Raw genomic sequence first — 22,340 nt, 5'->3', positions numbered from 1 at the left:
GAATAAAATGTATAAACAAAAAGAAAAGATGCCCGCCGTCATCCGTAGACGACAGAGGGCATCTTTTTTATAGAATCCGAATTAAGAAGCTTTGTTTTCAAGCATGCGGTAAATGATTACTGCAGCCTGAGCACGGTTTGCCATTGCTTTTGGTGCAAACTTGCCGCCTTCAACCCCATTTACGATTCCCAGCTGAGTCAGCTGTGCAACAGCTTCCTGGGCGTAAGGAGCAATGGTGTTTTTGTCAGCAAATTCGCCGAGAGCTGCAGAAGTATTAACAGGCTCCAGTTGGCCGGCAAGAGCATTCACGATCATAATTGCCATTTCCTCGCGGGTAATCTCGCGGCCCGGTTCGAATTTGCCGTTACCCGAGCCTTTCACAATACCTGCGTTAACAGCAGCAGCGATCGAATCGGTATACCATACGCCCTGCTTCACATCATTGAAGGCCGTGCCTGTTGCAGGAGCACTCAGGTTCAATGCACGCACAAGCATCGTTACGAATTCAGCACGGGTTACTGTTTTGGTTGGTGCGAACTGGCCGTTCTCAAGACCCTTCACAATCCCTTTCTCTGCAAGGGAAGTGATCGCTTCCTGAGCCCAGGCCACATTACCCAGATCAGTGAAAGTGCCCGGCGCTGCCGAAGGGGCAGGGGTTGCGGATGGTGCCGGTGTTGCCGATGGAACTGGTGTTGCAGAAGGTGCCGGTGTTACTGCCGGAGCAGGAATTCCGCCCGGAATAGCTGCCGGAGCCTTAGCGTTATTGATAATACGGCCTTCAACCTTGGCTGTAATCGCCCCGCCTTTGAATGTGTCTACGATGTAATCATAGAATACATCCAGATCGATCGGACCAGGCACAGAAGCGCTGGCTTTGGTCAGTACAGTGTAGTTGTCGCCGCCTGCAGCCATAAAGTTATTCACCACTGCATTATAGCTCTTGTTCATTTCGATTGGCGTACCGTCAGCTTTGGTCAGGCTGGAGATACGGTCCTTAACCGGCAGATACATGTCAGCCGTGTACTTCAGGCCGGAAATCTGCAGTGTTTTGATATCAGCTGTTCCGTCAGCTTTTACTGCCCATTGCTGCTGCAGCAGGGTTTTGATCTGCTCACCGGTAAGGGTCAGCTTCACCAGCGTATTGCCAAACGGCTGGATCTTAGCCAGATCTCCGAAGGATACATTGCCCTTAGGAAGGTCAGCGCGGATACCGCCCGGGTTCATGAAGGCGAAATCAGCCGCTGCCCCGTCACCGAAATCAGCCGCACGCATAGCATCGGCAATCAGGTTACCCAGCGGAGCTTCATTGTTGTAAACATCTGTACGGGTAATTGTACCGTCAGTAGTACCTACCGGCTGAGTCAACTCAGGGTGCTTAGCCAGATACTTGTTAACCAGGGCAACCGTTTCAGGATCAGGTGTTACCCCTTCCTGGAACGTCGATGTTACTGTTGCAGACTTTGTTTTCACATCGCCTGTCTTATGGTCAATGACCAGCTTAATATCTTCAAAAGCAGTACCGTAAGAGTAAGCCTGAACAACGAGCTTGCCGTTTACGATGTCGTTCGCGTAGCCGTGGTTATCCCCGGCAACGATAACGTCAACCGGCGAGTTAGCCGGCAGGGCTTTTGCCAGATCTGCAGCTTCACCTGTAGTAACATAACCGCTTGCCGCGTCACCCTTTGTAGTTGCAGGGTCATGTGCCAGCACGATGATTGTTTCTACACCTTTATCCTGAAGCTCTTTTGCATACTTCTCGATAGCGGCTACTTCTTCAGTGGCAGACAGGAATTTAACGCCTACAAGTCCGGAAGGAGCTACTTTATCAGGCGTTGCTTTAGTTACAACACCGATAAATCCGATTTTTACGCCGCCCACTTCTTTAATTACATAAGGGTTAATGATTGGCTCATTGGTTGCAACGTCAATTACGTTGGCGTTGATGTAATCAAAATCAGCACCAGCATGGTTTACACTGCTGTTCTTCGGATCAACACCGCCAAAAATTTGTGTCTTGAGTGCCGCAACGCCCTGGTCAAACTCATGGTTGCCCAGTGTTCCGACGTCGAATTTCATCAGATTCATCCACTCATGTGTCGGCTCATCACGTTCAAGTGAGGATACCGGAGCAGATGCGCCTACGGAGTCCCCGTTATGGAAGAGCAGGGAATTGTCATACTTCGCACGGGCCTGCTTCAGGTAAGTTGCCAAAACAGCAGCAGTACCCACGTTCTTGCCGCTTACTACAGAAGTAGTGTCCAGCTGGCCGTGGAAGTCGTTGATGCCGATCAGGTGAACTTCAACATCTGCAGTTGGTGCAGTTGCCTCTTCTTTCAGGTCAAGTGTATAAATGCTGAAGCCTTTAACATCTTTGGTTTCCGTGTCCTTGATGTTGGCCGGCAGCACTTCAGCTGCTTTTGGTGAAGACGGGAAGGTCACTGTTACATTGCCTTTAATTGGTGCAATGGACCAGTTGCCGTCTGCAGTCGGGTCAACCACACCGGCTTCACTGATGTAATCCATCAGTACCTGGCGGTTCTCCATCTGGGAATCGATGATCATTTTGCCGGCTTTTACGCCAGGGAAGTTACCGCCGCCGCTTGCACGGTAGTTGTTGGTAACTACAACGAAGTCCTGATTCAGATCAAGCGGCGCGCCGCCGTAAGTAACGCTGGTTACACGGCTGGAGGAGGCATCGTTAATCGAACCGTCCGGCTTGTATTTAGCATTCTTGGTAACGTCGATCGTGTACTGAACACCGTCAATGACGTCGAAGTTGTATACTGCAAATGCGGAATTCAGCAGCGGCTGGGCTGTCGAAATGCCCGTTTTAATCCGGTTGAATGCACCCGCACTCATTTCAATCCATTCTTTTACAGTAGAGCCCTTTACAACAATCGCTTTCAGCGTATTGTCATACAGGTAGAGGTCGCTGGCGCTGCGGATCGTCAGATCGCCTTTGCTGATCTCGGTATACTCTTCGAATCCGTTACGTCCAGCTTTGAACGGTGCACCCACACTAAGAATCGGGAGCTCCTTGTAGTCAGCCAGAGCCGGATCTGTGTTAATCAGATTCGATACATAACGCTGCTGGGCATAGGTTACGATCTGAACCGTCGGATCGTCCTGCACCATGGCGAAGAAGCTGTTCATTGAGGCAGTTGTTTCGCCCAGCTTCTGGCCGGTGTATTCGATAGTTGCCGCATGAGCAGCACCGGTTACAGCATCTACCGCCGGATCAGCCGCTTTACCGGAAATGGACACGGTGGATGATTTGGAAGCCGCTTTGTCCACCTTCCAGCCGTTACCGTCCTGAACGATCTTCAGATCGACCAGACCAAGGTAGCCGCCGCCATAACCAGCCTGTACCGCAGGCGTGCCATTGATATGGCCGTTTACGTTGTCGATTTTGGCAACATCGCTATTGTATGGAGCTTTGGTGGCCGGATCTTTGAAAGAAGCATCAAGCGATGAATCCACACCGTTGGTAGGGAATACTTTATGTGTATGCGAGAATGTGATGGCATCAATGCCTTCTACCTTACTCAGTTGATTTATGTCGTTTTCTGCACCTGACAGCTCTGAGGCAGCAGCAGCATCAAAGCCGGTATGAGCCATGGCGACAATGACCTCTGCCCCGTCTGCTTCCATTAGAGGAACAAATTTCGCAGCTGTTTCGCTGATATCTTTTACCACAAACTTGCCTTCGAGGTTGACCTTATCCCACTCCATAATCTGCGGAGTAACAAGACCCAGCAAGCCCACTTTTACTGTATGCATCTGGCCGTCGGAGCCTTTAACCTGTTTATCAATAATTTCATATGGCTTGTACGCATTTGTTACACCGTCAATGTTGTAAATGTTAGCATTTACATACTTAAAGTTAGCATCTGTATTTTCTTTATTGTTAGCACTTCCGTTAACTGTACGCTCCAGATACTCCAGACCATAGTTAAATTCATGGTTGCCGAAGGTGGCCGCGTCATAGCCCATAACGTTCATTGCTGCGATCATAGGATGAATCCGGTCATTGTTGGTTCTGATATCCGACTTGGTTGCCATGTACGTTCCCAGCGGAGTTCCTTGAATCAAATCACCGTTATCAAGCAAAAGATTGTTGCCGTTCTGCTCTCTGGCTTCTTTAACCAAAGTAGCTGTTTTGTCGAGACCCACTGTCGCCGAGGCGGCATTCTTGAAATAATCCCAGCCGTAGACATTGGTGTGCACATCAGTAGTGCTCATCAGACGCAGATCTACTGTCACTCCAGGTGCCGGAGCGGCTTCAGCTTTATCAGCCCCGAGAACCGAACCTACCAGCACACCCCCAAAAACCTGTGCAGTCAGAACTGTGGTTGCCAGAATTGAAGCTACCGGCTTGTTCCATCGTCTTTCTCCCATAAGTGAATAATCCTCCCAGTTTTTCTCTATTAGTGACCGAGGAGAATTGTACCACAAGCGAATATTTGAATCTAGCAAAAAACATCAAATAGAGTCAATAGTTGTGTAAAATATCATATATATTAGCGTAAATTTAGTCATTATGCCTTATGTAAAATCCAAAACTTGACATAATGCGAAATATAGTACGAAAAACTATGTAAGCTTTTGACACATAAACAAGTGACATATATATAAATATTTAATTGTATATAGGGGTTAACTCAATCAACCTAATAAAAACTATATTTTTCTATATTTATACAAAAACATTCATCAGAGAAATCCTGACATGCTTCATTATGCACGAAAAAGAACCCGCCAAGCAGCGTAAACTGCCGGACGGGTTCTTTTTATAGATAGATTACTAAAGAATTAGTTCTGCATTACAAAATCATTATCGATCTTCATATTCGCATCTTCGAAGGTACGCAAAATGTCATAACGCGTGTTGCGCTGTGCCGGGATCTTGCCTGCTTCACGGATCAGCTGGGTAATCGACTCAATGTTAACCTTGTAAGTCGCCCCTGCCGAGGAGACTACGTTCTCTTCGATCATTGTGCTGCCGAAGTCATTACAGCCGTATTGCAGGGACAGCTTGCCGACCTCAGGCCCCATCGTTACCCATGAGGATTGGAAGTTCTTGATGTTGTCGAGCACCAGACGGCTGATTGCTACCGTCTTCAGATATTCCTCCGGAGTCTGTCTGTCCAGCTTGAGATTGGTGTTATCCGGCTGGAACGTCCAGGAGATGAAGGCCAGGAAGCCCTCAGAGTCATATTTGTTCGCAATGCACTCATCCTGAGCTTCACGAACCCGCAGCAGATGCAGCGCGCGTTCCTCCATACTCTCGCCAAGACCGATAACCATCGTAGCGGTTGTATTCATACCAATTTTGTGCGCGGTCTTCATAACATTCATCCAGTCCACCCAGGAGCCCTTGAGCCGGCTGATCTTGCGGCGGGTACGGTCGTCGAGGATCTCTGCCCCGCCGCCCGGCAGCGAGTCAAGGCCGGCAGCATGAATATCGCGCATCACCTGCTCCAGCGGCAAGCCGGATACTTCGACCATCTTCATAATCTCCGCCGGAGAAAAGGAATGCATCGTGATCTCAGGGAACCGCTGTTTGATCCCGCGGAGAATATCCGTATAATAGCTGAACGGAAGGTTCGGATTCGTTCCGCCCTGCATCAGAATTTCCGTACCATTTACAGCAATCGTCTCAGCGATCTTCTGGTAGATGGTTTCATCAGGAAGCACATAACCTTCATCTGATCCGGGTCTGCGGTAAAATGCGCAAAAACGGCAGTACACATCACAGACGTTGGTATAGTTAATATTGCGCCCAATGACAAATGTAGCCAGCGGATCGGGGTGCCAGCGCTTCATGATCACATCTGCAGCTGCGCCCATTTTTTCAATTTCGTTGCTCTCGAACAACCGGATGGTGTCTTCCAGCCCGAGGCGTTCGCCTTTCAGCGTCTTATCCAGAATAAGATCTATCGCACTCATCGTTCGCAGCCTCCTTCATATTTCCATACATTATGGTTGATAAAATTTTAAAGAGTAAATACATAAAGCATTCATCCATTCATCGTAACACAATCCCGGCGGCTTGAGAAATCTTTTGATGCCAGGATTCCGGCTCCGTGAAAAAGAGACGGCCGCGCATCAAACGCGCTGCCGTCTCCTTTGTATAATTATTCAGCTGTCACTGCTTGCTCCAGCTCCACACGGGCTGCCTCCAGCGCCTGGCCGAGGTCGGCAATCAGGTCGTTCACGTGCTCAATGCCGACGGAGAAGCGCAGCAGCCGGTCATCTACCCCGACAGCATCGCGAATCTCTACCGGAATGTCGGCATGAGTCTGTACGGCCGGATAAGTCATAAGGGACTCAACCCCGCCCAGACTCTCGGCAAAAGCGATCAGCCGGATGTGGCGGAGCAGCGGCTCCACGTAACGGGCATCTTTTACCTTAAAGGAGAAGATGCCTGTGTTGCCTGAGGATTGGCGATTCTGAATTTCATATCCCGGATGATCCGGCAGACCCGGATGGAACACCTCTGCCACGGCCGGATGCTCCAGCAGATAATGGGCAAGGGCCAGCGCATTGCTCTCATGACGTTCCATGCGCAGAGCCAGCGTCTTCATGCCCTTCATCAGCTGGTAGCTGTCATTAGGTGCAAGCACGGCTCCAAGGGAGTTATGCAGAACGGCCATTTCAGCAGACAGCTCAGCACCTTTGGTTATGATCAGGCCGGCAAGCACATCATTGTGGCCGCCCAGGTATTTAGTCGCGCTGTGCACAATGATATCCGCTCCCAGCTCCAGCGGGCGCTGGAAGAACGGGGTAAGCAGCGTATTGTCTACAATCGTCAGCAGCCCGTGATGGCCTGCCCATGTACACACTGCCTGGATGTCAGTAATCATCATCAGCGGATTGGTCGGCGTCTCGATGAACACTGCCTTTGTCTCCGGACGGCGGGCTGCTTCCAGTCCGTCAAGGTCATTGGTATCCACATAGGAGGCTGTAATACCGTACTTGGACAAAATCCGTTCCAGCAGACGGTAGGTCCCGCCATAAAGGTCAAGGGAAACGACCAGGTGATCCCCCTGTCCGAATAAGGCAAACACCGTGGTCAGTGCAGCCATGCCGGAGCTGCAGGCAAAGCCGGCATCACCGGACTCCAGCTCAGCCGCAGCCGTTTCCAGCACGGACCGGGTCGGGTTTTTGGTACGGATATAGTCAAAGCCGGTGCTTTGTCCAAGTCTCGGGTGGCGGAATGCCGTTGCATTATAAATCGGGTAATTAACTGCTCCGGTAGCGGGATCTTCCTGTGAGCCTATTTGCGCAAGTCTGCTTTCAATCCTCAGTTTCTCGTCCATCGGTGAGCCTCCTAAATGTGGTGGTGAAAATTGGTTTGCTTCTATTTATTAAATGATAGGGCCAATGTCGTAGGGTGTCTCCTGGTATACATAGTAATTGAGCCAATTGGCAAACAATAAGTTGGCATGGGCCCGCCATATCGCCGGCGGTGTCCGCTGCGGGTCATCCTTAGGGTAATAGTGCTTAGGCAGCGCAACTTCCATACCCTTGGCGACGTCACGGTCATACTCCCATTTTAACGAGAACGGATCATATTCGGAATGCCCGGTTACAAAAATCTGCTTGCCGTCATGGGTCGCCACAAGATATACTCCGGCTTCCTCCGATTCAGCCAGAATCTGCAGCTCCGGATTAGCTTCAATATCCTCACGCGATACATCGGTGTGGCGGGAATGCGGAACATGGAACACTTCGTCAAAGCCGCGCAGCAGCTTAACATTATTATGGCTCACCGTGTGCGAGAACACTCCAAAGCATTTTTCGTCAAGACTTACCTTGCGCACTCCGAAGTGGTGGTACAGGCCAGCTTGGGCCGCCCAACAGATGTGCATAGTCGATGTAACGTTATGTTTGCTCCATTCAAAAATCTGCTGCAGCTCTTCCCAGTAATTCACATCCTCGAACTCAAGCTGCTCTACCGGAGCTCCGGTTACAATCAGGCCGTCAAAGCGGCGGTGGCTGATTTCATCAAAGGTTGTATAGAAGCTCTTCAAATGCTCCGCAGAAGTATTCTTGGAGGTATGGGAGCTGGGATGAAGCAGGACTACATCGACCTGGAGCGGAGAGTTACCGATCAGGCGCAGCAGCTGCGTTTCGGTCGTTTCCTTGGTAGGCATCAAATTCAGGATGGCGATCCGCAGCGGACGGATATCCTGGTGAAAAGCCTGGCTTTCATCCATTACAAAGATATTTTCTCCGGATAATACTTCTTTGGCCGGTAAACTGTCAGGGATTTTGATTGGCATTGCTGTGTCCACTCCTTATTCGAATTAGTACCTGAGTTTGAACTGAATTCTATGCAAAAATGACCTTTCCCGCACGCGAGAAAGGTCATATAGGTTCAGTCATATGCGCCTCTCTCATCTGCCAGAGCCAGTGCCGGGCTGCATGCCCTGCATAGCTTCCGCAAGAATTAGCACCGTGCGTATACACGCCGGTTGCCGGGTTTCATAGGGCTAGTCCCTCCACCTGCTCTTGATAAGATTAAGCTGTATTCAATTTTTTTCTTAAAATTCACTTTAAATCATGAACCTGCTTTTCGTCAAGTCCATACAATGCTGAAGAGCCCTTAAAATGTAAAGAATTTTGCTTGAAAGAGGCATACCCCGGCGTTATACTAGACAAGTGTTTCAAGGCACAAGTGACGAAGAACAGAGGTGAGAGAAGAATGGAAGGCGACCCGGGTACGCAGTTAAGCGTGCAAAGTGAGCAACCACACAGGATTAGCATCAGCTTGCCGGCGGCGGGAGCACTATTTCTTCATGCTCTCGAAACGTCATTTTGGCCCGTTCATTGATTGTACCGCTGGCCAAGCTGATTTTTTCCGTGTGCTTTAATTAGCATAACCCTGGAGAAGACCGGGGACATAAGGAGTGAATCAGATGAAAATCCGGCTGGTAAACGCAGGGGTTTTTACCCCGATCGATGATATTGAAGCAACACTGACTGCCCCCGCAGAGGGATTCTACTGGATCGACGCTGATGATGAGGATCTGGAGCTGCTCCAGCCCCTGTTCAATCTGCATGATCTGGCGGTAGAGGACTGCCTCAGTGAAGAGGAGCAGCGGCCAAAGATTGAAATTTATGAGAGCCATTATTTTATTGTAGTTAACAGCATCCGGTTTGATGACGAGGAAATTTTCCTCCGGGCACTGAACGTATTCCTGGGCAGACATTACATTATTACTGTCACCAAACAAAAAATTCATGAGCTGCGCGTCCTGAAGCCCATCCTGTGGGAGCAGGAGGTCAGCGAGCCTGACCGCTTCCTCTACCACCTGATCGACATCGTTGTAGACAATTACTTCTCTGTCGGTGACCGGATTGAAGCGCGGATTGAGAAGCTTGAGGAAGATATCCTGATGCATACCAAGAAATCGCATCTGAGCGAGATTATCGGTCTGCGCAGTGAAATTCTGTGGCTGAAGAAGATGCTCGGGCCGCAGAAGGAAGTTATCAACACCCTGAACAAAAAGGACCTGCGACTGATCGATGACCAACTGCAGAAGTATTTCAGCGATATTTATGAAAATGCGGTCAAGATCTCTGAAACCTTTGAGACCTACCGCGACCTCATGGGCAACTTACGCGAAGCTTACCAGTCCAGTATTGCTAACCGTGCCAACGAAATTATGAGAGTATTTACTGCAATAACTACCATATTTATGCCACTTACCGTCATTACCGGTATCTACGGGATGAACTTTGACAATATACCTGAAACCCATTCGCAATACGGCTACTACGGCGTAATTGCTGTGATGGTTACGCTCGGCTGCGGAATGCTGGTGATCTTCCGCAAGAAGGATTGGCTATGAACGATAACGGACGAATACGCTACGGCGAAGGCTACCGCTACTGTAAAGTATGGGGGAACCTTCGCCTTTTGTATTTCTAATAGCTCACAGCTTCGCCGATTGTCTGCAGCTGGCGGTCCCGCCGGAAGCGGATGCGGATCAGCCGCAGGCGTTCATAATAAAGATCCAGCCCCTCTGCCGGGGAGAAGTTATCCCCATACGCCTTGTACAGCGCCGGCTTCAAAAAGGTATCACCCATCAGCTCATAAGCCATCCAGATGCTGTTCTGCTCCTCGGCTGAAACCTCCTTCAGCTCATTCTCGATCAGCTTCTCAACAGAATACCCCTCCTTCTCCAGCTCTTCTACAGCTTCCAGCACTTCACGCCGGCTGATTCCGCCGGTGGCCTGCAATTGCTCCATGCCAAGTCCGTTCTCGATCCCCTGCAGCAGGATACGGCGCAGCCGCAGCCGTTCAAGCTGCTTCTTGTACTTGATTTCCTTCTGCTTGTAAAGCCAGGACGAGAATGCCTCCTCCTCCACTGCCTCATGCACCCAGTTCAGCGGATAGCTGTGCTCGCGCGGAATAGCGGCAGTAATACTGAGCCAGTCGCTGCCATGCTGCGAAACCTTGCCTTCCCCTATTCCCGGTATCTGCAGCAGCTCCGTTTCCGTATGCGGCAGATAGGCGCTGAGCATGCGCAGCAGACGGTTGCTGGCGAGAATATACGGTGCCTTCCGCTCACTGGAGGCTTTACCCCGCCGCCAGGCGCAAAGCTCATCATAAACAGCCTGATTTCCGTGATGTTCACTGTAATACTGCAGCTTCAGCTGCTCCCGGTTACGCCCAGCCAGCGTTTCCTCTTCATGAAAAGCCCCGTCAATCAGCGGACGGTAGCCGTCGCCCATCTTCACTGCCAGTTCATGCCTGTAGACGCACAGCATTTCGGTCCACGAGCCGCCCTCATACCAGATATGCTCGTCAATTTCATGGCTGCCGGAGAAATCCCGCCATCCGATCCGCCAGACCCCCTCCTCCTCGCCGATCCAGAGCTGGGCATAAACCTCCTGATCCGCTCCGGACATTCTCGATAACCGGTTTAAAAATACAATCTGCATAGGAATCCCTACTTTCGTCGTCATACAGCACGCATTCGCATAACGCATAACGCAAAAAAAAGCACCTCCCCCACGAAAATCGTGAAAGAGGTGCTTCCTCGTAAATGCTATACTGTTAGAAACTACAATACCATATATTTCCGTACAGTCAATCTCTTTTTGAATCAGGCTCCGGCAAGCGCCAGTTTAGCAAGTCCGAGTGCTCCCACCAGTCCGGCATTGTCGCCAAGCTGCGGCGGAACAATGTAGCTGCCGATTTCCTGGTTCAGCGCAGGATGCTGGACATAGCCGCCGAGCAGCTCCTGCAGCTTGGACTGAATTAGCGGGAACAGCTGGCTCTGCTTCATAACGCCGCCGCCCATAACGATCTTCTGCGGCGACAGCACCAGCACATAGTTCATCAGTGCATGAGCCAGGTAGTGGGCTTCCATCGCCCAGGCCGGATGATCTGCAGCCAGCTCGCCGGCAGGCTTGCCCCAGCGGCTGCCGATTGCAGGACCCGCCGCCAGGCCTTCGAGGCAATCCCCATGGTACGGGCAGAATCCGCTGTAGGTGTCCTCCGGATGGCGCGGCACCAGAATATGCCCCATTTCCGGATGGGACAGGCCGTGAATCAGCTGACCGCCGATAACCGCACCGGCTCCAATGCCTGTACCTACAGTAATATACAGACAGCTGTCCAGACCCTGGGCAGCTCCCCAGGTAGATTCACCAAGAGCAGCCCCGTTAACATCGGTATCAAAGCGGACCGGCACATCAAACTGCGCCGCAACCGCACCAACCACATTATATCCTCCCCAGTGAGGCTTAGGTGTAGTAGTGATATGGCCGTATGTAGGACTGCCCAATACAGGGTCGATCGGCCCGAATGAGCCGATTCCGATTGCTTCAACCTTTTTATCGGAAAAATAGTCCAGCACCAGTCCCATTGTTTCCTCAGGCGTTGTCGTCGGGAAGCTTACCCGGTCGACTACCGATCCGTCCTCATGTCCGATTCCGCATACAAATTTGGTTCCCCCGGCTTCAATTGCTCCAAGCACTCTCACAGCAGCAGTCTCCCTTCTAAAATAAGCACAAGCCGGCTTCCGGCCCGGTCTGTATATAATCCGGATATAAAAATAAAACGCTCTCTTAAAATAATTATACGTGCCTGCCGGCAGTATGACAAGCGGTTGACATATACCAATAATTTTAATCAGCGCTATAAGTAAAAAGACGGCTTTTCGGGATTTAGCTTGTGTAAAACCTTTTTAACTAATATAATTGTTAATTAATTAATATGTATCGGAGGCTCACCATGAAATTAGATCTTACTGAAGATTCTCTGCCGGTCTATGAAGCATTATCAAGCACTGTCCGCCTGCATATGCTCCGGCTGCTGGCGGTACAGCCGATGAACGTCAAGGAGCTGGCCGGCGCCGTGAATCTCAGCAGCGCCATTATGACGATGCATGTCCGGAAGCTGGAAGCGGCCGGACTGATCACCACTCATATGGCTCCCGGCAAAAGCGGGCTGCAGAAAATTTGCTCCCTGGCCGCCGAGCGGGCGGAGATTATTTTCCCTGCCCCGGACAAAGCAGAACGCAAAGCCCACCGCAAAGAAATCCCTGTCGGGCATTACTCCGACTTCCAGATTGAGCCGACCTGCGGCCTTGCCACTACCACGCAGGTGATCGGCAGCTTCGACGATCCGCGCTACTTCTGGGATATGGAGCGGATGAATGCCGGCATTCTCTGGTTCGGCAAAGGGTTTGTCGAATACAAGATTCCGAATTTCCTGCTATCCAGCCAGCAGCCGGAGGAGCTTGTGATTACAATGGAAATCGCCTCCGAAGCCCCTTCGATTAACAACAACTGGCCTTCGGATATTACCTTTACCCTAAATGGTACTGCGCTCGGCTTCTGGACGAGTCCCGGTGATTACGGTGACAGCCGCGGCAAGTATACGCCTTCCTGGTGGCCGGCGCTTACTAACCAGTACGGGCTGCTGAAGCAGCTGCGGATAACGCCAAAGGGAACCTTTATGGACGGCCTCAAGCTCTCTGATATTACACTTGATCAAGTCGGCATCCGTGACAAGCAATGGACCTTCCGCCTCTCGGTTGAGGAGGACGCCGAGCATATCGGCGGGCTTACCCTGTTCGGTAAGGGCTTCGGCAACTACAACGACGATCTCGTTGTTGAGCTGTTCTACACGGACGGCGCGGCTCCGGCGGAGCCGGCGGAGTAACACCCGCTGCGGCCCGGCTGCAGCCGGACTGACGAAAAAACAGCGGCAGCCACGGACATTACCCTCGTCCATGACTGCCGCTGTTTTGCATTATGCGGGTTCCCGGCCCGCATGTTCAGGTCTTTGCCCGTGAGTCCGTGTACCGCCCGGGGCAGCTTATTCCGCCGCAGAGGCTGGCATAGGCTGCCACAGCCCGCCTCCCGGCAACGGGCAGCCGCGTGCTTTCAGGCGGGCGACGACCGGGATGATACAGCCGCAGGCGGTGCAGGTCACCCCATCCTGCAGCTTGGGACAACCTGAGCACAGGGCATAACGGGCAGCATATACCTCCTCCGGAGCGGTATTATCCGGATTAAACATCGAGGAAGCCAGAATCCGGGCAATCTGTGCTTCCGTTACCTTGTACTCATCCCGGCAGCCTTTGCAGGCGGAAGCTGTGCTCATCCTGATTCTCCTTCTTAGGCTTTCGGCTTAATGGCCAGCACGGTAACCGACATCGGAGCCAGCTCCAGACTGATTATGCCGTCTTCCAGGCTGAAGGCAGTGAATGCCTGCGGTGCTACCGCTTCAGGATTACTGAAGGTATTATGAGCATCAATAGACGCTCCGGCCAGCGTAGTACCGGTAATATCAACTTCCCGGCCGGCCAGTCCGCGCAGCTCCAGCGGAAGCTTGGCAGCAGCAGCATGGTTCAGGTTGCACAGGCTGACATGAATGACACCCTCAGCATTGACAGAAGCAGACGCGGATACTTCCGGAATTTCGCTGCCTTCGAAGCTGTATGCTCCGCTCTCCAAAGCCAGATCCAGCAGCTGAGCGTCCTGATGCACTTTGTACATGTTGAATACATGGTACGTAGGAGTAAGAACCATTTTCTCGCCTTCGGTCAGAATGACAGCCTGCAGCACGTTAATTGTCTGGGCAATGTTCGCCATCCGCACCCGGTCGCTGTGCTTGTGGAAAATATTCAGCGTCAGTCCGGCCACCAGCGCATCGCGGATCGAATTCTGCTGATACAGGAAGCCCGGATTCGTGCCCGGCTCCACATCATACCAGGTACCCCATTCATCGACGATCAGGCCGACACGCTTCTCCGGATCGTATTTGTCCATAATAACGCTATGACGGGCAACCAGCTCATCCATGCGGAGCGCCGCTTTCAGTGTGGAGAACCACTCTTTGGCTTCAAAACCGGTAGCCGCCCCCTTGTTGTGCCATTCTCCAGTCGGAATTGTGTAATAGTGCAGGGTCAGTGAATCCATAAAGCGGGTCGCTTCACGCATAAGCACTTCCGTCCAGTTATAGTCATCCACATTCGCCCCGCAGGCGATCCGGTGGATTTTGTTATCCCCGTAATTGCGTACATAAGTCTGGTAACGGCGGTACAGATCAGCATAATATTCCGGACGCATGTTGCCGCCGCAGCCCCAGTTCTCATTTCCCACGCCAAAATAAGATACGCTCCACGGCTCCTCACGCCCGTGCTCCTTACGCAGCTCCGCCATCGGTGATACCCCGTTGAATGTCAGGTACTCCACCCATTCGGACATTTCCTGAACAGTGCCGCTGCCCACATTACCGTTAATGTACGGCTCGCATTCCAGCATAGCGCACAATTCCATAAATTCATGGGTTCCAAAATGGTTGTTCTCCACCGTGCCGCCCCAATGCGTGTTAATCATCCGTTTGCGGCCTTCACGCGGACCGATGCCGTCCTTCCAGTGATACTCATCTGCAAAACATCCCCCCGGCCAGCGCAGCACCGGAATACTGATTTCTTTAAGCGCTTCCACAACATCATTGCGGATGCCCTTCGTATTGGGAATCGGCGAATCTTCGCCTACCCAGATGCCTTCGTAAATACAACGTCCCAGATGCTCGGAAAAATGTCCGTAAATATTGCGGTTAATTGTGCTTTTGCGGATATCTGCATTCAGTACTGCACGCTGAGCCATGAACAAGCCACCCCTCAATAGTTAATATAAATATTAATTATTAAACTGATTTATTAATATTATAAGCATTGCCAGTTCCTTCCGTCAATCTTTAAATCAAAGCCCGATTGTTCTGGCTAATCTTGAAGTGCTATTATAGCAGTGACGGCTTACAGCCAAATAAAGCAGACATGGAGAATATTATGATTAGAGCTATTTGCAAAGATATGGCCATTTTGAGCCGGAAGTCCGTTCCGGCTACCAGGGAAGATGTACAGGTGCTGGATGACCTGCTGGATACACTGCGCGCCAATGCAGACGGTTGCGTCGGTCTGGCGGCGAACATGATCGGTGTAAACAAGCGGATTATTGCTTTCAGCATCGGGCCGGTCAACATTGGGATGATTAATCCGGTCATTACCAAACGTAACCGCCCCTATGATACAGAGGAAGGCTGCCTGTCCCTTGAAGGCGTACGGCAAACCAAGCGTTACGAGTCCATTGAGGTCGAATTCCTGGACCGCAACTTCAAGCAGCACAAGCAGATCTTTACCGACTTCACAGCGCAGATCATTCAGCATGAGGTCGATCACTGCGAGGGAATCATTATTTAGTCTGAATTAGGTACACCAAAAAGCGCCTGCAGACCGGAAACGGTCCTAAGGCGCTTTTTGGTGTGTATCTGCTTAACCCAAATCCCCCAGCTCAATCTGCACAATTCCGCGTTCGTCGCGCACCTCGGCGATCCCGCCGATCAGATGCATCAGGCTGCCGAACTCCAGCTCCTGAAATTTGCGGACTGCCGTGTCGCGCTGCAGCTCCCAGAGGCATTCTGCTAATGTGCAGACGATCGGTACATCGCAGCGGATTTCTGCCAGCTCGCGTGAGAGATGCAGCATATCGAGATCGGCTTCGATTTTGGAACGGACGCCCTTAGGCAGAGCTTCCAGATTCTCAATTACGCCCTCTACACTGCCGTATTCGGCCAGCAGCTTGAGGGCTGTTTTTTCCCCGATACCTTTTACACCAGGATAATTGTCGCTCGTATCGCCCATGAAGCCCTTAAGGTCGATAACCTGTCGCGGCGTAAGGCCCTTTTCCTCCAGCAGCTCAGCCGGATCGTAAACTTTATAGTTGGAACGGCCTTTTTTCATAATAATGACCTTGACGTTATCCGTGACGAGCTGCAGCATATCGTGGTCACCGGTCAGAATATAAACCTCGGACTCATCGCCGTAGCAGGCAGCCAGCGTCCCGATGCAGTCATCTGCCTCGTAGCCGGCCAGTCCGATATTCGGTACGCCAAGCTCAGCCACCACTTCTTTGACCAGATCAAACTGCGGGATCAGCTCCAGCGGGGCATCGATCCGGTTCGATTTGTATCCGTCATATTTCTCAGTACGGAAGGTCCCTTTGCCCATATCCCAGCAGCAGACCACATGGGAAGGCTCAAACGTGCTTACCGCGTCGAAAAAATACTGCAAAAACCCGTACACCGCATTGGTCGGAAGCCCGGCCTTGGTTTTGCGGATATAGCCTCCATAAGAGGTCGCATAAAAGGCCCGGAACAGCAGAGCCATTCCATCGACGATCATTACCCGGCCCGTTGTTTCTGAACTCATGTGTAACCTCTCCTTATTTCCGTTTATAATCAGGCGTTGCTCCAGGCTTCGCCGTATTGCGCTTCTTTATAGCCGACTGTAACCTTCTTGCCGTCCGTAACTATGGGACGCTTGATCAGCATTCCGTGCTGTGACAGCAATTCCAGCTGCTCGTCTTCGCTCAGTCCGGCCAGCTTGTCCTTCAAACCAAGCTCTTTGTACACTTCACCACTCGTATTAAAAAACTTTTTCAGCGGCAGCCCGCTGTTCGCCACAAGCACGCGAAGCTCCTCCACTGTAGGCGGCTGTTCGGCAATATGCTGCAGCTCAAGCTCATGCCCCTGTTCCTTCAGCCATTTAACCGCGCTGCGGCAGGTACTGCATTTCGGGTATTGATAGACTTTTAAGTGACTCATGTGTTACTCCTTTGGTGACTATGAAATGTATTATTTTTGCCGCAGCTTCTGCTCCAGCAGTGCCATATCCGGCGGCAGCGGCGCTTCAAAGAGCAGTTCGGCGAGCCCGATCGGGTGCTTGAACGACAGCCGCACCGCATGCAGCGCCTGGCGCGGGATCGCTGCGTCCAGCCCGGCTATGCCGGCGAGCTGCGCCGCTTGCTCCGGCGCCAGCCCTGATGCTGCCGGCAGCTCATGCCCGGCAGCATCAGGTGTCCCGCAGCCAGCTGCAGGCGGCACATGCCGGTACAACGGGTGCCGGTACATGCCGTCGCCGATCAGCGGACAGCCGATCGAGCTCATGTGCACCCGGATCTGGTGGGTGCGGCCGGTCTCCAGCTTCAGCTCGACCCTGGCGGCACGGCCGCTATAGCTTTCCTTGACCTCATACCGGGTCAAGGATGGGTAGCCGTCCGGCGTCACAATCCGCCGGTGCGGCTCTGCAGGGTCCCGGTCTATGGGACCATCGATATCACCGGCCGGCGCAGCAGGAACTCCATGCACGAAGGCAGCATACCGCTTGTCCACCGTGCCGGCGATCATCTGCTCGGAGATATGCTGGTGGCTGTAGGGATTTTTGGCAATGACCAGCACGCCGGAGGTCTCCTGGTCCAGCCGGTGGACCGGCCGGAAGCGGTACTGCTCTCCTTTGGCCGCCCAGTAGTGCACCACTCCGTTGGCCAGCGTATCGGTATAGTGTCCGTGTGTCGGATGAACAATAATGCCTGCCGCTTTGTTGACTACCAGCAGGTGCTCGTCTTCATAGAGAATGTCAAAGGGGATATCCTGCGGCAGAATATCCTCCGACGTTTCCCGCTCCATCCGGATCTCCACCCGGTCCCCGCTGCTGACTTTAACGCTGATGTAGACCCTTTCCCCGTTCAGCATAATACCCTGCTCGGTCATCTTCAGCCTTGACAAAAGCTTACGGGAAACATCCATGCGCTTCTGCAGAATGGTTTTGAGCAGCCAGCCGTCCTCAGACGGCGGCACAATATAGGTAATCGGCGGATAGTAGCTGCTCATTAGTTGCGGAATACCTTTTTGCTGCGTACATACTCCACGTCAGCAACCCCCAGCCTTGTATTTGCCGTCCGAGCCAGCGCAAAGAAATAGTCCGACAGCCGGTTCAGGTAGATGACCGCTTCCGGATTAATATCCGCGCTGCGTCCAAGCGTCACTGCCCGGCGCTCTGCCCGCCGGCAGACGGTGCGGCAGACATGCAGCACCGAGGACAGCTGGCTGCCGCCCGGCAGGATGAACCGCTCCAGCAGCGGATTCTCCGCCTGCAGCTGATCAATCCAGCCTTCGAGGCGGATAGCCATTTCGCTTTTAACATGATATTTACTCTCGCTCAGCTGTACAAAAGCCAGATCCGTACCGCAGTCGAACAGCTCGTGCTGAATCTCCAGCAGCTGCTCCCGCACATCGCTGAATCTGTCGTCGTCCATCAGGCTGCGGGCCTGGCCGACAAAGCTGTTCAGCTCATCAATCGTCCCGTAGGCCTCGACCCGGACATCATCCTTGCCTACCCGGCCGCCGATGACTGAGGTTTCCCCTTGATCCCCCGTACGCGTATAAATCGCCATATTATTTTTCCTCTCCCTCGGCACACAATGACATAATTACAGTTTAATCGCATTTATGCAGATTAGGCAAATCAGACCCTGCATTTCTGCCATGTAAATAACTGCCTGGCACAGCTGATTCCAATTTTGCCACCTTAAGCTACTAGCTGGATTAATCAGGAATATTCTGGTTAATAAAGCTGTAAATGAGCTCTTGAGGAGGCTGAAGGCGATGTATGCAAGACTTAATCCCAAGATTGAATCAGTCGATACGGGGAACCAGCAGTATCCGTTAGTTTTCCGCATATCGAAATGGCATTATGTGATAGCTGCCTTTACCATTCTGATGTCACTGTTTTTTATCGGAGCGGGATTATACCAGTCTGACACCGGCGTTTTATTCATGCTGGCCGGCCTGGGTACAATGTTTCTGGTACTCAGCCTGATTTATATTTTTCAGATCAGCAATTCTTTTGTAGAAATCGACAATGAAACGATGCGCTACCGCGAGTACCATAAAATCATTACACTTGACCTGGACCAGATTTATGTTGAACTGATTGAAGGGGCTTTTTTGATCTACAGTCCCGGGCATCCGAGAATAACTATAGGCAACCAGTTTAAGAATGTAACGCTGCTGCATTCCCTTCTGTACAAGCACAGTGAAGAGAACACCGCACGGTCGGACGGTGCTCCCCATCAGGATTATATCGGCTATAAGAGCTTTAGTGAGGAAATTTCCGGCAAATACCGGCCCAGACAGCGGAGGAATGATGTGCTTCTGCTGCTGCTCTTTATCGGGGCTAACCTTTTTAATTACTATGACAACCCGGGACGGGAGCTTATCTATTATGTTCTGTTCTTTATCCTCACCACTGTAGGTGCTGGAGTAGCCTTTTTTACCGGAAGACGAAGAGCTGCGCGCAGCGGCAGAAAATAAGGGTCAGCGGATCATTGCCGTCATATCAGGCTGAAGCAGAAAATCAATGATCTCCCGGTGCACGCGCTCCGGCTGCTCATGATTGATGCCATGGCCCGAGCCTGGAATGACCTTGTAGCGGAAATTCCCGCCGTCCAGCACGCTTGTAAAATCCTTCTTGCGGTGCAAGTTGTAATCGCCCAGCAGAAAATACAGCTTCTCTCTTACTGCCGTTGCTTTCTCCTGATCGTAAAGCTGAAGCTTATGGACAAACATCGCCTGCTGATTATGATTCTTCATTAGAAGCACCAGATGTTCTGCAACTTCCGGATGCTTCTCGGTCAGACGGGATTCCGGCGAGCTGAGCTTGGCAACGACCTTAAGCAGATTTTTGCGGGTGGGCATCAAAATTTCCGGAAACATCATCAGCAGCGTCTGAACCATGGATTTGAGCGGCGCAGTGACCATTCCCCCTTCCATACAGACGGCTCTCAGGACTCTTCCCGGCTCGTTAACCGTATAGTTATAAGCCATATAAGCTCCGTTCGACACACCGGCAACATAAAACTGCTTAAGTCCCAGCCCGTCAGCAACACTGTTAATCCAATGAACCTGGTCAAAGGTTTGCTTATTGAACCTGGTGTCAGGAATGCTTTTGCCGGGTCCGCCCAAGGTATCAATTGCTACACAATAAAAATGCTGAGATAGCTCCCGGATGTTCAACAGCCACATCACCGCCGAATTATCACCCACCCCGTGAAACAGCAGCAATGGAGGCAAGCCAGCATTTCCTGCCGTAATACAATGCGTAATCCCGTAAGGGGTCTCCATATCCAACTCTCGGAACTCCGTATGCCAGCCCTGCAGAAGCTCATTATAGGATCGGAGCACGTTTTCTTTGCCGGCTTCATTTTTAAAAACGCTAACCATGGCAATTCCACCTTTATGTATAAAATGGCTTAACGTTCTCTCCGCCTAAAACGCAGCATCGACCCCGGCAGAAGGAACTCTTCTCCATTATAAGGAAGTTTTCAGGATGATTCAGCATTATTTTTGGATATAAAAAAAGGGCCCGAAGGCCCTTCATCATAAGGAACGCCACACAAGTCAGATTCTGCGGTAGATTCCTTTCATGTACTCATTGATTTTGAGATCCAGCAGACAGCTGATCTCGATTACAAGCTCAGAAGTAAAGGATTTCTCCTGCACAAAAATCTGCTCCATTCTGCTGCGGAGACTCAGAATTTCATCCTCCAGTGACTGCTTGTGTGCGGCAGCATCTGTAACTGAATATCCACTCTGAGGACAGCACTCCCCTCCATAGGAAGGTAAGTAACAATCGCCCATGAGCATTAGTCATTCCTCCTAATGAGATGGATTAAAGTAAAATAATACCATACAATAAGAAGATGTGCCATAGCCCTGTTGCTTATGCTAAACGGCTTGAAGGTTATTCGGTCCGTTCTTTCTCAAGCTGCAGGACAAATGCCCCAATCCGTTCTACCGCCTCATTCAGCTGGGCCACAGACGTAGCGTACGAGCAGCGCAGATAGCCCTCCCCGCCGAGACCGAACACGCTGCCCGGCACTGCCGCTACTTTGTACTCCATCAGCAGCCGCTGGGCAAACTGATCGGAGGTAAGACCGGTTCGCTGAATGCTTGGAAAAGCATAAAACGCCCCTTGCGGCTCATGACAATCCAGACCGGCATCCCGCAGGCCCTTAACGATCAAACGGCGGCGCTGGTTGTACGAGTCGGTCATCCGGTCCTTCTCCTCCATCCCGTTGGTGAGCGCCTCCAGAGCAGCTACCTGGCCCATGGATGGTGCACACATCACGGTGTACTGATGGATCTTCAGCATCGCGGCGATCAGATCGGGATGACCGCAGGCATAGCCCATCCGCCAGCCAGTCATGGCGAAGGCTTTGGAGAAGCCGCTAACCAGAATAGTCCGGTCCATCATGCCGGGCAGCGACGGGAAGCTTACGTGATTGCTTCCATAGGTCAGTTCGGCATAGATCTCATCGGAAATAACGATCAAATCATGCTTCTCGACGACCTTGGCAATCGGTTCCCAGTCCTCACGGGTCATAATTGCACCTGTCGGGTTGCTCGGATAACAGAGGATCAGAATCTTGGAGCGCGGTGTAATCTTGGCCTCAAGATCTGCAGCTGTCAGCTTGAAGTTATTCTCGCCGAAGGTTTCAATTCCGACCGGTATTCCGCCGCCAATCGCGGTAATCGGTGAATAAGAAATGTAGCACGGCTCCGGAATCAGAATTTCATCTCCCGGTGCAATCAGGGCGCGGAGCGCCAGATCGATTGCTTCACTGCCGCCTACCGTTGCTATAATCTGGTCAGCTGGATTATAGGTTACTGCAAACCGGGAATGCAGGTAATTCGCAATTCCTTCACGCAGCTCCGGCATTCCGGCATTAGAGGTATAACCGGTAAAGCCTCTCTCCAGGGAATAAACGCACGCTTCCCTGACATGCCATGGAGTCTTGAAATCGGGTTCGCCGACACCAAGTGAAATAATATCCTTGCTGCCTGCGGCCAGATCAAAAAACTTGCGGATACCTGACGGCTGGATCTGCTGAACCAGCGGCGCCAGATAGGAATTCATAGATTTATCTGATTCTCCGGTCTGCTTCTGATTATTCGTGATCATATGATT

Annotated in this window: 19 protein-coding genes and 1 riboswitch; of the genes, 4 read left to right on the top strand and 15 right to left on the bottom strand. The window is 51.6% G+C overall.

The window, feature by feature from the left end; translation table 11 throughout:
* Window positions 1-81: 81 nt before the first annotated feature.
* From NST84_RS08620 to metA, 4 genes are all read right to left on the bottom strand, one after another.
* A complete protein-coding gene (locus NST84_RS08620; protein WP_342565185.1) occupies window positions 82-4,398 on the bottom strand; it encodes a bifunctional 2',3'-cyclic-nucleotide 2'-phosphodiesterase/3'-nucleotidase in 4,317 nt (1,438 codons plus the stop codon).
* A gap of 414 nt (window positions 4,399-4,812) precedes the next feature.
* On the bottom strand, window positions 4,813-5,949 hold the full coding sequence (gene mqnC / locus NST84_RS08615) for a cyclic dehypoxanthinyl futalosine synthase (protein ID WP_342565184.1): 1,137 nt from the start codon (window positions 5,947-5,949) through the stop codon (window positions 4,813-4,815).
* Between the two features lie 188 nt (window positions 5,950-6,137).
* Window positions 6,138-7,322: a PLP-dependent transferase gene (locus NST84_RS08610; RefSeq protein WP_342565183.1), complete on the bottom strand. Its 1,185-nt coding sequence runs from the start codon at window positions 7,320-7,322 to the stop codon at window positions 6,138-6,140.
* A 48-nt stretch (window positions 7,323-7,370) separates the two neighbouring features.
* Complete coding sequence (gene metA, locus NST84_RS08605) at window positions 7,371-8,288, bottom strand: homoserine O-succinyltransferase (RefSeq protein WP_342565182.1); 918 nt, start codon at window positions 8,286-8,288, stop codon at window positions 7,371-7,373.
* A gap of 111 nt (window positions 8,289-8,399) precedes the next feature.
* A riboswitch (SAM riboswitch) is annotated at window positions 8,400-8,527 on the bottom strand.
* A 397-nt stretch (window positions 8,528-8,924) separates the two neighbouring features.
* Here metA and corA point away from each other — a divergent pair.
* The gene (corA, locus tag NST84_RS08600; RefSeq protein ID WP_342565181.1) at window positions 8,925-9,860 is read left to right on the top strand and encodes a magnesium/cobalt transporter CorA; all 936 of its coding nucleotides are present in this window, start codon (window positions 8,925-8,927) and stop codon (window positions 9,858-9,860) included.
* Window positions 9,861-9,936: 76 nt separating this feature from the next.
* On the opposite strand, the gene NST84_RS08595 is transcribed toward corA, so the two are convergent.
* Window positions 9,937-10,956 (bottom strand): HRDC domain-containing protein, encoded by a 1,020-nt coding sequence (locus tag NST84_RS08595; protein ID WP_342566380.1) that lies wholly within the window; start codon window positions 10,954-10,956, stop codon window positions 9,937-9,939.
* Between the two features lie 164 nt (window positions 10,957-11,120).
* The gene (locus tag NST84_RS08590) at window positions 11,121-12,002 is read right to left on the bottom strand and encodes an ROK family protein (RefSeq protein ID WP_342565180.1); all 882 of its coding nucleotides are present in this window, start codon (window positions 12,000-12,002) and stop codon (window positions 11,121-11,123) included.
* Between the two features lie 251 nt (window positions 12,003-12,253).
* Here NST84_RS08590 and NST84_RS08585 point away from each other — a divergent pair, with 251 nt between their 5' ends.
* Window positions 12,254-13,186, top strand: coding sequence for a MarR family transcriptional regulator (locus tag NST84_RS08585; protein ID WP_342565179.1), 933 nt, complete (start codon window positions 12,254-12,256; stop codon window positions 13,184-13,186).
* Window positions 13,187-13,342: 156 nt separating this feature from the next.
* On the opposite strand, the gene NST84_RS08580 is transcribed toward NST84_RS08585, so the two are convergent.
* Entirely contained in the window at window positions 13,343-13,630 is a 288-nt protein-coding gene (locus tag NST84_RS08580) for a hypothetical protein (protein WP_342565178.1), read from the bottom strand.
* Between the two features lie 14 nt (window positions 13,631-13,644).
* Entirely contained in the window at window positions 13,645-15,141 is a 1,497-nt protein-coding gene (locus tag NST84_RS08575; RefSeq protein WP_342565177.1) for an alpha-N-arabinofuranosidase, read from the bottom strand.
* 182 nt (window positions 15,142-15,323) lie between these two features.
* On the opposite strand from NST84_RS08575, the gene NST84_RS08570 reads away from it, so the two are divergent.
* Window positions 15,324-15,734 (top strand): peptide deformylase, encoded by a 411-nt coding sequence (locus NST84_RS08570; RefSeq protein WP_342565176.1) that lies wholly within the window; start codon window positions 15,324-15,326, stop codon window positions 15,732-15,734.
* 72 nt (window positions 15,735-15,806) lie between these two features.
* Here the strand turns inward: NST84_RS08570 and NST84_RS08565 are convergent, their stop codons facing one another.
* From NST84_RS08565 to NST84_RS08550, 4 genes are read right to left on the bottom strand one after another with little or no spacing between them, the layout of a single operon-like run.
* Complete coding sequence (locus tag NST84_RS08565) at window positions 15,807-16,742, bottom strand: 5'-3' exonuclease H3TH domain-containing protein (protein ID WP_342565175.1); 936 nt, start codon at window positions 16,740-16,742, stop codon at window positions 15,807-15,809.
* Window positions 16,743-16,771: 29 nt separating this feature from the next.
* The gene (locus NST84_RS08560) at window positions 16,772-17,137 is read right to left on the bottom strand and encodes an arsenate reductase family protein (RefSeq protein WP_342565174.1); all 366 of its coding nucleotides are present in this window, start codon (window positions 17,135-17,137) and stop codon (window positions 16,772-16,774) included.
* Between the two features lie 30 nt (window positions 17,138-17,167).
* On the bottom strand, window positions 17,168-18,202 hold the full coding sequence (locus NST84_RS08555) for an RluA family pseudouridine synthase (RefSeq protein WP_342565173.1): 1,035 nt from the start codon (window positions 18,200-18,202) through the stop codon (window positions 17,168-17,170).
* Window positions 18,202-18,765 carry a cob(I)yrinic acid a,c-diamide adenosyltransferase gene (locus NST84_RS08550; RefSeq protein WP_342565172.1) on the bottom strand — a complete coding sequence of 188 codons (564 nt, stop codon included), beginning with the start codon at window positions 18,763-18,765 and terminating at the stop codon, window positions 18,202-18,204. Before NST84_RS08550 ends, NST84_RS08555 begins: the two co-directional genes overlap by 1 nt.
* Window positions 18,766-18,976: 211 nt before the next feature.
* On the opposite strand from NST84_RS08550, the gene NST84_RS08545 reads away from it, so the two are divergent.
* Entirely contained in the window at window positions 18,977-19,684 is a 708-nt protein-coding gene (locus NST84_RS08545; protein WP_342565171.1) for a hypothetical protein, read from the top strand.
* A gap of 3 nt (window positions 19,685-19,687) precedes the next feature.
* Here NST84_RS08545 and NST84_RS08540 read toward each other — a convergent pair whose 3' ends face one another.
* The 3 genes from NST84_RS08540 to NST84_RS08530 all read right to left on the bottom strand — a co-directional run bounded on the left by NST84_RS08540 (window position 19,688) and on the right by NST84_RS08530 (window position 22,334).
* Window positions 19,688-20,593 (bottom strand): alpha/beta hydrolase, encoded by a 906-nt coding sequence (locus NST84_RS08540; RefSeq protein WP_342565170.1) that lies wholly within the window; start codon window positions 20,591-20,593, stop codon window positions 19,688-19,690.
* A 177-nt stretch (window positions 20,594-20,770) separates the two neighbouring features.
* Window positions 20,771-21,016 (bottom strand): aspartyl-phosphate phosphatase Spo0E family protein, encoded by a 246-nt coding sequence (locus tag NST84_RS08535; protein WP_342565169.1) that lies wholly within the window; start codon window positions 21,014-21,016, stop codon window positions 20,771-20,773.
* Between the two features lie 97 nt (window positions 21,017-21,113).
* The gene (locus tag NST84_RS08530; RefSeq protein WP_342565168.1) at window positions 21,114-22,334 is read right to left on the bottom strand and encodes an aminotransferase class I/II-fold pyridoxal phosphate-dependent enzyme; all 1,221 of its coding nucleotides are present in this window, start codon (window positions 22,332-22,334) and stop codon (window positions 21,114-21,116) included.
* Between the last annotated feature and the right edge of the window lie 6 nt (window positions 22,335-22,340).

This window comes from Paenibacillus sp. FSL R7-0345 (assembly GCF_038595055.1).
Taxonomy (GTDB): domain Bacteria; phylum Bacillota; class Bacilli; order Paenibacillales; family Paenibacillaceae; genus Paenibacillus_AQ.
This window is presented reverse-complemented; position numbering and strand designations above follow the sequence as displayed.

What these genes read in the sequence shown, in the direction of transcription:
- NST84_RS08585 (WP_342565179.1), top strand. Translation starts at nt 12,254, where the DNA reads ATGAAATTAGATCTTACTGAAGATTCTCTGCCGGTCTATGAAGCATTA.
- NST84_RS08560 (WP_342565174.1), bottom strand. Translation starts at nt 17,137, where the DNA reads ATGAGTCACTTAAAAGTCTATCAATACCCGAAATGCAGTACCTGCCGC.
- mqnC (WP_342565184.1), bottom strand. Translation starts at nt 5,949, where the DNA reads ATGAGTGCGATAGATCTTATTCTGGATAAGACGCTGAAAGGCGAACGC.
- NST84_RS08535 (WP_342565169.1), bottom strand. Translation starts at nt 21,016, where the DNA reads ATGCTCATGGGCGATTGTTACTTACCTTCCTATGGAGGGGAGTGCTGT.
- NST84_RS08570 (WP_342565176.1), top strand. Translation starts at nt 15,324, where the DNA reads ATGATTAGAGCTATTTGCAAAGATATGGCCATTTTGAGCCGGAAGTCC.
- NST84_RS08610 (WP_342565183.1), bottom strand. Translation starts at nt 7,322, where the DNA reads ATGGACGAGAAACTGAGGATTGAAAGCAGACTTGCGCAAATAGGCTCA.
- NST84_RS08550 (WP_342565172.1), bottom strand. Translation starts at nt 18,765, where the DNA reads ATGGCGATTTATACGCGTACGGGGGATCAAGGGGAAACCTCAGTCATC.
- NST84_RS08620 (WP_342565185.1), bottom strand. Translation starts at nt 4,398, where the DNA reads ATGGGAGAAAGACGATGGAACAAGCCGGTAGCTTCAATTCTGGCAACC.
- NST84_RS08575 (WP_342565177.1), bottom strand. Translation starts at nt 15,141, where the DNA reads ATGGCTCAGCGTGCAGTACTGAATGCAGATATCCGCAAAAGCACAATT.
- metA (WP_342565182.1), bottom strand. Translation starts at nt 8,288, where the DNA reads ATGCCAATCAAAATCCCTGACAGTTTACCGGCCAAAGAAGTATTATCC.
- NST84_RS08545 (WP_342565171.1), top strand. Translation starts at nt 18,977, where the DNA reads ATGTATGCAAGACTTAATCCCAAGATTGAATCAGTCGATACGGGGAAC.
- NST84_RS08580 (WP_342565178.1), bottom strand. Translation starts at nt 13,630, where the DNA reads ATGAGCACAGCTTCCGCCTGCAAAGGCTGCCGGGATGAGTACAAGGTA.
- NST84_RS08595 (WP_342566380.1), bottom strand. Translation starts at nt 10,956, where the DNA reads ATGCAGATTGTATTTTTAAACCGGTTATCGAGAATGTCCGGAGCGGAT.
- NST84_RS08555 (WP_342565173.1), bottom strand. Translation starts at nt 18,202, where the DNA reads ATGAGCAGCTACTATCCGCCGATTACCTATATTGTGCCGCCGTCTGAG.
- NST84_RS08540 (WP_342565170.1), bottom strand. Translation starts at nt 20,593, where the DNA reads ATGGTTAGCGTTTTTAAAAATGAAGCCGGCAAAGAAAACGTGCTCCGA.
- NST84_RS08530 (WP_342565168.1), bottom strand. Translation starts at nt 22,334, where the DNA reads ATGATCACGAATAATCAGAAGCAGACCGGAGAATCAGATAAATCTATG.
- corA (WP_342565181.1), top strand. Translation starts at nt 8,925, where the DNA reads ATGAAAATCCGGCTGGTAAACGCAGGGGTTTTTACCCCGATCGATGAT.
- NST84_RS08565 (WP_342565175.1), bottom strand. Translation starts at nt 16,742, where the DNA reads ATGAGTTCAGAAACAACGGGCCGGGTAATGATCGTCGATGGAATGGCT.